The organism is Clostridium sp. (assembly GCF_036646415.1).
GTDB lineage: Bacteria > Bacillota > Clostridia > Clostridiales > Clostridiaceae > Clostridium_J.
Genome location: NZ_JAVXMF010000002.1, coordinates 58738 through 72240, shown reverse-complemented (window position 1 = coordinate 72240; position 13503 = coordinate 58738). Strand labels below are relative to the sequence as shown.

8 protein-coding genes are annotated in these 13503 nt (G+C 30.5%); all 8 read left to right on the top strand.

What is annotated here, in order from left to right; genetic code table 11:
- Nucleotide 1 precedes the first annotated feature (1 nt).
- Entirely contained in the window at nucleotides 2–1690 is a 1689-nt protein-coding gene (locus RSD37_RS01590) for a [FeFe] hydrogenase, group A (RefSeq protein ID WP_346944944.1), read from the top strand.
- A gap of 5 nt (nucleotides 1691–1695) precedes the next feature.
- Complete coding sequence (locus tag RSD37_RS01585) at nucleotides 1696–1944, top strand: (2Fe-2S) ferredoxin domain-containing protein (RefSeq protein WP_346944943.1); 249 nt, start codon at nucleotides 1696–1698, stop codon at nucleotides 1942–1944.
- Between the two features lie 116 nt (nucleotides 1945–2060).
- A complete protein-coding gene (locus RSD37_RS01580) occupies nucleotides 2061–2483 on the top strand; it encodes a hypothetical protein (RefSeq protein WP_346944942.1) in 423 nt (140 codons plus the stop codon).
- A gap of 189 nt (nucleotides 2484–2672) precedes the next feature.
- The gene (htpG, locus tag RSD37_RS01575) at nucleotides 2673–4550 is read left to right on the top strand and encodes a molecular chaperone HtpG (protein WP_346944941.1); all 1878 of its coding nucleotides are present in this window, start codon (nucleotides 2673–2675) and stop codon (nucleotides 4548–4550) included.
- Nucleotides 4551–4728: 178 nt separating this feature from the next.
- Entirely contained in the window at nucleotides 4729–5325 is a 597-nt protein-coding gene (locus RSD37_RS01570) for a DUF1819 family protein (RefSeq protein ID WP_346944940.1), read from the top strand.
- Between the two features lie 24 nt (nucleotides 5326–5349).
- Complete coding sequence (locus RSD37_RS01565; RefSeq protein ID WP_346944939.1) at nucleotides 5350–5928, top strand: DUF1788 domain-containing protein; 579 nt, start codon at nucleotides 5350–5352, stop codon at nucleotides 5926–5928.
- A 21-nt stretch (nucleotides 5929–5949) separates the two neighbouring features.
- Nucleotides 5950–9597 (top strand): BREX system P-loop protein BrxC, encoded by a 3648-nt coding sequence (gene brxC / locus RSD37_RS01560; protein ID WP_346944938.1) that lies wholly within the window; start codon nucleotides 5950–5952, stop codon nucleotides 9595–9597.
- Between the two features lie 114 nt (nucleotides 9598–9711).
- On the top strand, nucleotides 9712–13446 hold the full coding sequence (gene pglX, locus RSD37_RS01555; RefSeq protein WP_346944937.1) for a BREX-1 system adenine-specific DNA-methyltransferase PglX: 3735 nt from the start codon (nucleotides 9712–9714) through the stop codon (nucleotides 13444–13446).
- Nucleotides 13447–13503: the final 57 nt, after the last annotated feature.

The window sequence follows — 13503 nt, the reverse complement described above, 5'->3', positions numbered from 1 at the left end:
AATGAATGAACAGTTTATGATTATAGATAATATCCCTGTAGAAATAAATGGGGAAAAAAATATTCTCGAATTAATTAGAAAAGCTGGAATTGATTTGCCTACCTTTTGCTATTATTCCGAGCTTTCAGTATATGGCGCTTGTCGTATGTGTATGGTTGAGAACAAATGGGGGGGGATTGAAGCTTCATGTTCAACTCCTCCAAAGGCTGGTATGGAGATATTAACCAATACTCCAAGGTTAAGAAAGTATAGAAAGAATATTTTAGAACTATTACTTTCAAACCACTGTAGAGATTGTACAACTTGTGAAAAAAATACTCATTGCAAGCTTCAAGAATTAGCTCAGCGCTTTGGTATTAAATCTATTAGGTTTAATAATACTGCAGAAGAAGAAGATTTAGATAAGTCATCACCTTGTATAGTGAGAGATAAAAGCAAGTGTATTTTATGTGGTGACTGCGTAAGAGTGTGTGATGAGGTTCAAAACGTAGGTGCAATAGATTTTATAAAGAGAGGATCAAAGATGAGTGTAGGAACTGTCTTTGATAGACCTATAGCAGAATCAAACTGTGTAGGTTGTGGGCAATGTGCAGCAGTATGCCCTACTGGAGCTATTATAGTTAAAAATGATACAGCGAAGTTATGGGATGACCTTAGTGATAAGAACACAAAGGTGGTAGTTCAAATTGCTCCAGCTGTAAGGGTAGGAATTAGTGAAGAGCTAGGTCAAGAAGATGGAGAAAACGTAATGGGTAAAATAGTTGGAGCTCTAAGAAGAATGGGCTTTGATGAAGTTTTTGATACATCTACAGGAGCAGATTTAACCGTATTAGAGGAAACTGGAGAATTCATTTCGAGGCTTGAAAGAAATGAAAAAATTCCCTTATTTACGTCTTGTTGCCCTGCTTGGGTTAACTATGTAGAATCTAATTATCCAGAGTTAATGAACAATGTTTCTTCATGTAAATCACCTATGCAGATGTTTGGATCTGTGCTTAAGGAGCATTATAGTCATTCAAATAAAAGGATTGTAAGTGTAGCTATTATGCCATGTACTGCAAAGAAATTTGAAGCTAAAAGAGATGAGTTTAAGGTAGATGGAGTAAATGATGTAGATTATGTTATAACAACTCAAGAGCTTATTCAAATGATAAAAGAGTCAGGAATTATATTCTCAGAAGTAGAGCCAGAAGCTGTGGATATGCCATTTGGAGTTAGTAGTGGAGCCGGAGTTATATTTGGAGTAACTGGTGGAGTTACTGAAGCGGTTATTCGTAGAGTATTAGATGATAAGTCAATTACAACTTTACGTGCCATTGCTTTTAATGGAGTGAGAGGCATGGAAGGGGTTAAAGAAACTACCATTGATGTTAATGGTAATGAACTTAAGATTGCTGTAGTAAGTGGTCTTAAAAATGCAGATAATCTTGTAAAGAAGATACAATCAGGAGAAGCACACTATGATTTCATTGAAGTTATGGCATGTCCAGGAGGATGTGTAGGTGGTGCAGGACAACCGTTTGCCATGGCTGAAGGAAAACGTAAGCGTGGTGAAGGATTGTATGCAGTGGATAAGATGAGTAGCTTAAAGCGTTCAGAAGAAAATCCAGTGATGATTTCACTATATTCAGGGCTATTAAAAGGAAAAGTTCACAAGTTATTGCATGTGAATTATAAGGTAAAGGAGTAACAACTATGGTAAATTTGAGTGTTTGTATAGGTAGTGCATGTCATGTCAAAGGTTCATACAATGTTATAAATGCCTTTCAGCAAATTATTGAGGAATATGATCTTTCAAATAAGGTGGAACTAAAAGCTGTATTTTGTTTGGGTCGTTGCTCTGAGGCTGTATCTGTAAGGGTTGATGATGGAGAAGTATGCAGTGTTTCAGGACTAACAGCGAAAAGCTTTTTTAAGAATGAAGTATTGCCAAAGGTAAATTAACTATAATAAAAGCTTCTGTTTAATTACAGGAGCTTTTATTATTAAGTATTTTAATTTTATCTTCAATAGATTATAATCATATAGATAAAGTAATAATTAACAGGAGATGGTGAATAATGTACGTATTATTTGGTGGTAATGTAATAGATAATAATGAAATGAAAAACATTATAGAAAGTAAGTCTGATTTTAAAGTTATAAAGGATATGACTAAGGGAACTAAAAGAGAAGATATGTTAGCATTTTGTTTAAGTGTACCGATTTCAATCTTAAATGAGATTATAGCAGAGGAATATGATGATTTTAATGTAAATGAAATAGAAGAGGATGAATTATTTGATGAGTACCTTAGTTTAGCAGAGGAAATGGCACTTGATATGGAAGAATTCATTCCAGAAGAAGCTATTTTAGATGCTAAGGCATACAAATGGGATCAATCGGACAGTGACATAAAAATAATTGTTATAATTGCAAATGATGAAGTTGAAGAGAAAAAGCTAAAAGACGTGATGAAGAAATTATTAACTCAAGCTGAGTAAAAATCTATAGGGTTAGGAGAAAATTTACAGCATATTTACAATATACTCTTTATTTTATCCTCGATTAGGTATAAAATATTTTGTAGGTCAATAAAAGTGACCACCTGGTCTAGTGAAATAGAATTTATGAATTACATTTCATATAATGAAAAGACCATGGAAAAATTATTACAAATGGAGGGAATATATATGCTTAAAGAGAATGGAAACATTTCAATTCACACAGAGAACATTATGCCTATTATTAAAAAATGGTTATATTCTGATAAGGATATATTTGTGAGGGAGCTTATTAGTAATGGTTGTGATGCTATAAATAAGCTTAATAGGCTAGTATCCTTTGGAGAGGCTACTGTAGATGAAAATAATAAATATGAGGTGACTGTTTACTTAAATAAGGAAGAGGGTACTTTAAAATTTGTTGATAATGGTATAGGAATGACTGCTGAAGAGGTTAAAAAATATATTAATCAAGTAGCGTTTTCAGGGGCAGAAGAATTCTTATCTAAATACAAGGATAAAATGGATGAGGGAAAGAACATAATAGGGCACTTTGGACTAGGGTTCTATTCTGCATTTATGGTATCAGAAAAGGTTGAGATAGATACTCTTTCATACCAAGAAGGATCAGAGGCTGTTAAGTGGGTTTGTACAGGTGGTACTGAGTATGAAATCAATACATCAGAAAGAGATACTAGGGGTACAACAATTACATTGCATGTAAGTGAGGATAGTAAAGAGTTTTTAGATTACTATAAAATAAGACAAATAATTAAAAAACATTGTAACTTCTTTCCTGTAGAGATTTACTTAGTTGATGAAAATGAAAAGGTAGAAGAAAAAGGCGATGGAGAAACTTTAGATGTAAAGGAGAGAACACCATTAAATGATACTCAACCTCTATGGATGAAGGCTCCAAAAGATTGTACTGATGAAGAGTATAAAGCTTTCTATAGAACAGTATTTAATGAATATAGTGACCCACTATTTTGGATTCATATGAATGTAGATTATCCTTTTAACCTAAAAGGGATATTATATTTTCCCAAATTAAAGCATGAATTTGAGGCTGTTGAAGGAGAAGTTAAACTTTATAACAACCAAGTCTTTGTAGCAGATAATATTAAAGAAGTAATTCCAGAGTTTTTACTTTTACTAAAAGGTGTAATAGATTGTGAAGATATTCCACTTAATGTATCAAGAAGCTTCCTTCAAAAGGATAGTAATGTAACAAAAATTTCTAGACATATTGTAAATAAAGTAGCGGACAAACTTACTTCACTATTTAAAAATAGTAGAGAAGAATATAATAACTTCTGGAAAGATATTAATATCTTCATTAAATATGGATGTCTTAGAGATGAAAAATTCTATGACAAGGTAAAGGATATAATTATATTTAAAACTACTAATGATGAATATGTAACCTTAAAGAAATATCTAGAGAATAATAAGGAAAATCACGATAACAAAGTTATTTATGTAAATAATGAAAAACAACAATCACAATACGTAAAACTATTAAAGGAAAATGGACTTGAGGCAATTATATTAAATACCACCATTGATAGTCACTTCATAACTTTAATGGAAAGCAAAGAAGAGGGTGTACAGTTTACTAGAATTGATTCTGACTTAACTGATATACTTAAAGTTGAGGACCAGGAAAGTGATAATGAAGTAGATACTGACCTTGAAGGTCTATTTAAGGATGTAATTAACAAAGAAACTTTAAAGATAGAAGTAAAGCCTATAAAATCTGAGCAAGTACCGGCTATGATTCAATTATCAGAGCAATCAAGAAGAATGGCAGAGATGAGTGTTATGTTCGGAGGGGGAGACGTGTCTATGTTCCCTAAGGAAGAAACTTTAGTTATAAATAAAACTAACCCATTAATTAAAAAGTTAGCTAAAATAGCTAGAGATGAAAGCAAAAAGGAATTGACAAAGGATATATGTAACCATGTCTATGACTTAGCTATGATAAGCTATGGACAAATGGAGGCTGATGAAATGGCAGCATTTATACAAAGAAGTAATGGATTATTAGAAAAATTAATGGATTAGAGAATAGCAAATGTTTTAAATTAGTGTTGATTAAGGCATAATATTATATTCTTTCAACACTATCATTAAACAAATCTTAATCTTAAATAAGGATAACCTAAAGAACCTAATTATACATGAGTATAATTAGGTTCTTTGTGCTATAATAAAAAAAGTGGACCACGGAGGTTAAAAATATATGGAATATAAATCTACAATAAAATCTAGACCTTATCTTTACAAGGAAACAAAAAAAGCTGCAGGTCTTATAAACAGAGGGTTAAAGCTTGATGAATTGAAAATGAAATCTATAGAAGAAAATATTTTTCAACTTGAAAGTGAAACCAGAAGAAGAGAGATTGCATCAGTAATAGCATCAAGACTAAAAGATATTGATTCAAATATAATTGATAAAATTGAAAATAGTAATATAGAAACATCTAAAGTATTAGTTTTATATACAATTCTAAAGACTGATAGATTATTTTTTGAATTCATGAATGAGATTCATAAGGAAAAAATAATTTTAAAGGATTTATATATAAGAGATAAAGACTTTGGAGTATTTTTTCAAAATAAGAAAGAGCAAAGTGATAAGGTGTCATCATGGACAGAAGCAACCTTTAAAAAACTAAAACAGGTTTACATAAGAATTCTTTTTGAAAGTGGTCTTATTATAAATCAAAAAGGAGATAGGGAAATTAGAGTGCCTATAATTGACAGTGATATTAAGGATTATTTGTATAGTATAGGCGATAAAATATATATTAATGCAATATTAGGTATAACTGAATAGTTATACTGGTAGGAGGTGCAAATAATGAAGGATATATATCAGAGGCTTGATGAGATATTACCCAAAATAGTTGAGCCTGATTTTAGAAAGAATAAGGGTTTAGGAAATGAAATTGGTTTCTATATTTTTGATTATAATCCAGAATATGAATTATTAGTTAGAGATAGAGTGCAATATATTAAAGAAAAGGCTAAGGGGGCATATGGCTTAAATATAGTAGAATTTGATCTATATGAAGTGATTTTAGAGATACTAGAGTCAAAGGGATTCCTAAAAAAGAATTTCACTATGGAAGAGAAAAAAGGTAGTGAACAGGTATTTAATGCTAGTAAAAAGGCTTTAAGATTAACATTAGAAAATGATTTAGTTGTTGAATATATAAAAGATAGATTAGAAGATAATGATATAGTGTTCTTGACTGGTGTAGGTAAAGCATGGCCTATCGTAAGGTCTCATACTATATTAAATAATCTACATAGAATAGTGGAAGAGCAACCATTAGTTATGTTTTTCCCTGGTAATTATGATGGTGGATCATTAATGTTATTTAACTATTTAAAAGATGATAATTATTATAGAGCATTTCAGTTAATTGATAAATAGTAAAAGAGGGTGTGAGTATAAATGGAGATTAAATTAAAATCAATGTTTTATAAAGAGATTGATAGAGATATTAAAGGTGTAATTAAGGTTGGTCAAGCAGATGATGAGAACATAAAGCAAGAGTTAGAGGAATATGTTGTAACAGGGGAGTTAACTAAACATATTGATAGATTTTTTGAAGCCTATAAGTCAGGAATAATAGGGAATACAGATAAAAATGCAGTATGGATATCAGGATTCTTTGGTAGTGGTAAATCTCACTTTCTAAAGATACTTTCTTATCTTTTAGAAAATAAAAATATAGAAGGTAGAAATGCTATATCTTACTTTGATGATAAAAAATTAGACAACTTCATATTAGCAAATATGAAACAAGCAGGGGATGTGTCCAGTGATGTTATTCTATTTAATATAGATTCAAAATCAGATTCAAACTCAAAATCTAATAAGGATGCTATTGTTAATGTATTTAATAAAGTATTTAATGAAATGCAAGGTTTCTGTGGATCAATGCCTTGGATAGCAGACTTAGAAAAGCAAATGGTGAAAGATGGAGTTTATGAAAATTTTAAAAAGGCTTTTGAAGAAGAGTCAGGAAACACATGGATAGAAGGAAGAGAAGATTTCTACTATGAAGAGGATTCTATTATTGAAGCATTATCAAAATCCACTAAAATGAGTAAGGATGCAGCAAAGAATTGGTATGAAAAGTGCCAAGATAACTATTCCCTTAGTATAGATAAATTTGCTGCTAAAGTAAAAGAATACTGTGATTCTAAAGGTAAGAATCATCATGTAGTATTCTTAGTAGATGAAATTGGACAATATATAGGAGATAACACCCAACTTATGTTAAACCTTCAAACGGTAGTTGAGGATTTGGGAACTAAGTGTGGAGGAAAATGCTGGGTTATAGTTACATCACAAGAGGGGTTAGATGAGTTTACTAAAGTAAAAGGAAATGACTTCTCTAAGATTCAAGGAAGGTTTAGTACAAGATTATCACTATCATCTGCCAACGTTGATGAAGTTATTAAGAAGCGTATACTTAGAAAAACAGAGGGTGCAACAAGCCATTTAAAAGCATTGTATGAGCAAAAGGAATCTATCATAAAAAATCTTTTAACCTTTAGTTCTGATACAGCAGAGATGAAGTTATATAAAAATAGTGATGACTTTGCAGAGGTTTATCCATTTATACCTTATCAGTTCAACTTACTACAATCAGCCTTTAACGGAGTAAGAGAGCATGGAGCATCGGGTAAGAGTTTGTCTAAGGGTGAAAGAAGTTTACTTGGGGCATACCAACAAGTGGCTATAGATTATATGGATCAAGATACAAATATGCTTATACCTTTTTCAGCCTTTTATAAGACAATAGAAACTTTCCTAGATTCATCAATTAGATTGGTTATTATGAATGCGGAAAAAAATGATAGGTTAGACCAGTTTGATGTAGAAGTATTAAAGTTATTATTCTTAGTTAAATATGTTAAGGAAGTAAAATCTAATATAGAAAACTTATCTACTTTATTAGTAGCTGAAATAGATGCAGATAAGTTGGAAATAAAGAAGAAAGTTCAAACTTCTTTAAATAAGTTAATAAGAGAAACCCTTGTTCAAAAGAATGGGGATGACTATATATTTCTTACAAATGATGAGCAAGATGTAAATAAAGAAATTAAAAATATGTCTGTAGATAATGGGGAAGTAATTCAAAAGGTTGGAGAAATAATCTTTGATGATATATATGGAGAATCAAAGTTTAACTACTCTAAGAAATATATGTTTACCTTTAATAAGTTAGTTGATGATAGAGGAAGAGGACCACAAACTAATGAGATAGGAGTTAAGGTTATAACAGCAAACTTCGATTTAGTTGGTGGAACAACTCAAAGTGAATTAAAACAGCTATCTATTAGAGAAAATAATGTAATTGTTAATATTGCAAAGGATGTTAATTATTTAGAAGAAATAGAAAATGTGTTAAAAATAGATGCATACCTTAGAGTTAAGGGGGCAACTAAATCAAGCACTACTATTGAGGATATAAAAACCAAAAAAAGTAGAGAACGTGAAGATAGACTAAAAAGAGCAAAATTCTTAATAGAGGAAGCTCTAAGAACAGCGGAGGTTTACACTAATGGAAGCCTTTTAGATATTAAGGAGAAAAGTAGTGTAGATAGAATAAATGAAGGTCTAAGATCCTTAATAGATTCTAAGTATAACAAATTAAACTATGTAAAAGCCTTTAAGGACAACACTAAAGATTTATTTGATATTATGGATGCTAAGTTAAATCAAATGTCTATCATTGATAATGATCCAAATAGATTAGCAGTGGAAGAAGTAAAGTCACATATAGAAACTAGTTCTTCAAGAAACCTTCAAGTTACAGTTAAGAGCCTAGTTATGAAATTCTCAAATCCTCCCTTTGGATGGAAGGACATTGATATACAATGTATAATAGTTCAGTTATTTAAGAAACAAGATATAAAAGTAATATTAAGCGGTGAAGTTTTAGCACCGAATAATAGGGAAATAGTTAACTATGTTACAAAGAAAGACTATGTAGATAGAGCAATCTTAAAAACTAGAGAAAAGGTTCCGACAAAGTATATAGATACACTACGTGATTTAAATAAAGATTTATTTGGATTTTCATCACTACCAGCGGATGAAGATGGAATGATGAGTATATTTAAAGAATACTCAAAATCCGAGCTTGAAAAAACAAATACTATGCTTGCAAACTTCTCCTTAAAAACTTCTTATCCTGGAGAAGATATTCTTAAAGATGGTAGAAAATTATTTATACAAGTAACTGAAGTTAAGGATACAATAGAATTCTTTAAGAAGGTTTATGACTTAGAGAATGATTTCCTAGATTATGTAGACAAAATAGATAACATTAAAGGTTTCTTCTTTAAGAAGGAAAATGGAGTAATTGATACTGGATCTAGGGGTGAACAAAGAATTATCTTTGACAATGCAATTGATAAGTTAAGTAACTATGAAGAGAATAAGGAATTTATAATTAATGATTATATCAAAACTGTCATTGATGAGATAAAATCAATAATAAAGATGGCTGAACCCTTTGGAAAGATACCAACAATTCCCCTTCTAATAGAAAAATATAATAATAAGATAACAGAGTTATTAGAGGAAGAAACCATACCAGTAAAAGAATTTATTGAAAAATGTAAGATGCAAGTCCTTGAAACCATAGAAAAATATAAATTTAAAGATCAGTTCATAAACAAAATTGAAGAGGAGTTTGTGAATCTTAAAAATAGATCAGAATGTGCCAATAGTTTTGCTGTACTTTCATCAATGGATAAGCTGGCAGAAAATGCTAAATTAAAGTGGACTAAAATAATAATAGCAGAAGAAGAAAGATTAAAGAGATTAGAAGAGTATGAAATAAGAAAAGCTGGCGGTGTAAAAGATCCATCATCAGTAGATGGTAATACCAGTGGATATACCCCTTCAGTAACTCCAAGGATACCAGCGGTTACGATAAAAACTAAAACTCTTAGCATGAGGGAATTAGTTAAGGGAGAAAAGGTTATTAAGAATCATGAAGATATTGATATAGTTGTTGAAGCATTAAGAAGAAAACTAGAAGAAGAATTAGAAAAAGATACAATAATAAATCTAATATAAGTGAATAACTCAATCTTGATTTAGTTGTATGAACTTACTCAGCGAAGGAATGTAAGTCGAGTTTCAATAATAGGGGAAGAAAACTTCCTCTATTTTGTAGAATGGAGGACAAGAATGGATAAAAATAAGATAAAATCCTTTGCCATATGGGCAAGGAGGAAATTAATCCTTGATGTTGCTGGAAAAGCAAATAGAATAGGTATAAGTGAAAATAATATTGAAAATGCTGAAGAGGTACAAGGCGGATTTAGGGTAGAAGGTAAGGAAGAGGTATTTCAACTTTCTAAAAATCATAGAGATGCTTTAGTAAGACAAGTAAATGAAAAAGGCTTTGAACAAGTAATGGAAGAGGTTGCTTATACTTGGTTTAATAGATTTATGGGACTAAGATATATGGAGGTAAATGAGTATCTTCCAACTGGAGTGAGAATACTTTCATCAGAGGTTGAAGACAAGGTTGAACCGGATGTATTAACTAAGGTTTCAGAGATTATAGATGAATTAAAGTTAAATGCAGAAGAAATATATGAACTATTAGATGCGGGTTTAACTGAAGATAGAGAAAAGGCTTACAGAATCATATTAGTAAAGCAATGCAATGAGTTAGGTAGAATAGTACCACAAATGTTTGAAAAAATAAGTGACTATACAGAATTTTTATTACCAGATAATCTTTTACAAGAGGGCTCTATAATAAGAAAAATGGTTGAAGATATTGAAGAAGAGAACTGGAAAGAAGAAGTAGAAATAATAGGTTGGATGTATCAATACTACATATCAGAAAAGAAGGATGAAGTATTTGCAGACCTAAAGAAAAACATAAAAATAACAAAAGAAAATATCCCAGCAGCAACCCAATTATTTACTCCTAAGTGGATAGTTAAATATATGGTAGAAAACTCACTAGGAAGACTATGGCTAGAAGGACATCCAAATGAGGAACTACAAAAGCAGTGGAAATATTACTTAGAAGAAGCCGACCAAGAACCAGAAGTAGAGGTTGAACTAAAGAAAATTAGAGCAGAATATGCAATGTTAACACCAGAAGATATAAAGGTGTTAGATCCATGTATGGGTTCAGGACATATACTAGTTTATGCCTTTGATGTACTATATGAAATATACAAAAGAGCAGGGTATACAGAAAGAGAAATACCAAGACTGATATTACAAAATAACCTATATGGATTAGATATAGACGATAGAGCAGCACAACTAGCATCCTTTGCATTAATAATGAAGGCTAGACATTATAATAGAAGATTGTTTAGAGAAATAGAAAGAGAACATATAGAACTAAACCTATGTTCGATACAAGAAAGCAACAGTATTTATAAAGAAGCAATAGATTACTTCTGTAGTTTAAATACTGGATTAGATAATGATGATTTAGAAAATGACCTTGAATATTTGTGGAGTACATTTACAGATGCTAAGGAATATGGTTCTATACTTGAAGTTAAAGAAGTAAACTTTGAAGCATTAAAGCAAAGATTAAAAGAAATAGAAAAAGAAGAAAATTTTATGTTTGGTGATTATAGAAGGATGCTTTTAGATAAACTTCCTATAATGATAAAACAAGCAGAAATAATGTGTAGTAACTATGAGATTTGTGTAACGAATCCTCCTTATATGGGAGACATGAATTTAAAACTTTTTGCTTTTGTAAAAAAATATTACTTTAATAGTAAAAGTGATTTAGCTACAGTATTTATTGAAAGATGTGTGAAATTGTGTAAGAGTAATGGATATCAAGCAATGATTACTCAAAATGCATTTATGTTTTTGTCTCGTTATGAAAAATTAAGAAAAAAGTTCTTGGAAAAAGATATTATAAATATGACTCACTTGGGTTCAAGAGCATTTGATGAAATTAATGGGGAGGTAGTTCAAACAACTAGTTTTATTACTAGAAATAATAAAATTAATAATTATAAAGCAATTTACGTGAAACTTTTAGAATATAACTCTGAAAAGTCTAAAAATGATGCTTTTTTGACAGGCGGAGATAGATATGTTAGTAGTAATGAAAAGTTTAAAAAAATACCAGGGACCACAATGACATATTGGGCTAATGACAATGTAATTAGAATTTTTGAAAGTAACAGATTGGATGAGTTTGCATCACCAAAAGTAGGAATGTTTACTACAGATAATAATAAATATTTAAAATCATGGTGGGAATTAGTAAAAGATAAGATTGGATTGGATTTTAAGAATAAAGATGAAGCTTATAGTAGTGAATATAAATGGTTTCCATATAATAAAGGTGGAGGATATAGAAGATGGTATGGGAATAATGAATTAGTAGTGAATTGGGCTAATGGTGGAGAAGAAATTAGGGATTTAGTCATAAAAAAATATCCGTACTTAAAGGGGAATTATGATTTTGTACTAAAAACTGATAACCCATATTTTGAAAAGGGTATTACATGGTCAGGACTTACTTCGGGATCCAATTCATTTAGATTGTGCAAAAATGGCTTTTTATTTGATACTAATAAAGGTGCAATGATATTCTATAAAAATTTAAATTTGTATTATCTAACAGCTTTTTTAAATACAAAAGTGGCACAATTACTTATAAACTTACTTAATTCAACTATTTCATTACAAATTAGTGATGTATGTTCAATACCAACTATAATATCTAAAGATAAAAGTAAAATTATTATTGAAATTGCTAAAAGTAATATAATTATTGGTAAAAATGACTGGGATTCTTTTGAAACATCATGGGATTTTAAAATTCATCCATTATTAAAGTCTTTAGATAAGGCTAAAGATTTTAAGTTAAGTTCTTCTTTTAAGGTTTGGGAGGATGAATTGGATGCGAACTTTAATCAGTTAAAGTATAATGAAGAAGAGTTAAATAGAATTTTTATTGATATTTATGGGTTACAAGATGAATTAACACCAGAGGTTGAAGAGAAGAATATTACAATTAGAAAGGCGGATAGAGAAAGAGAGATTAAATCATTTATTTCTTATGCTGTTGGTTGCATGTTTGGTAGATATTCAGCAGATGTGTCCTTTGTTGTTGAAAAAAAGGATGGTAAGTTTCATGGAAATTATTCAGATAATATAGAAACTCTTATTTATGCTAGTGGTGACTTTAAGGATAAGTGGAATTTGGAAGAGAAAAAGGTTAGAAGGATTGAGAAGGACGAGAACGGTATTGTTATATCTGATTCTTGGACCGATGCTCACTTCGTACCTGATGCAGATAATGTTCTTCCTATTACAGAAGATGAATACTTTGAGGATGATATAGTTTCAAGATTTATTGACTTTGTTAGACTATACTTTGGGGCTGAAGATTTAGAAGAAAACTTAGATTTTATTGCTGACTCTATAGGAAGAAAATCTTCTGAAACTGCTAGACAGGCAATTAGAAGATACTTTATTAAAGATTTCTATAAGGATCATTTAAAGGTATATCAAAAGAGACCTATTTACTGGATGTTTGAATCAGGTAAAAATGATGGATTTAAATCTTTAGTTTATATGCATAGATATAATGACCAAACAGTGGCTAAAGTTAGAACTGATTATCTTCATACATTACAAAGAAAATATGAAGGAGCAATCAATAGACTACAGTTAGTTGCAGATTCAGAGGAGTATACTGCAAAGGATAGAACTGCTGCTAAGAAGAAGATAGATAGAATCTCTAAACAAATAGAAGAGTGTAGAGAGTATGATCAAGTAGTTGCTCACTTAGCAAATGAGAAGATATCTATTGATTTAGATGATGGAGTTAAGGTTAACTATGCTAAATTCCAAGATGTTAAGGTGATTAATTCTAAGGGGAAAGAAGTTAAGATGGATTTATTAAGCAAAATATAGAATTGTGGGTTTGGGAGCAATTTAAAGATATAGCGTTGAAAACATTAAGTGAAATAA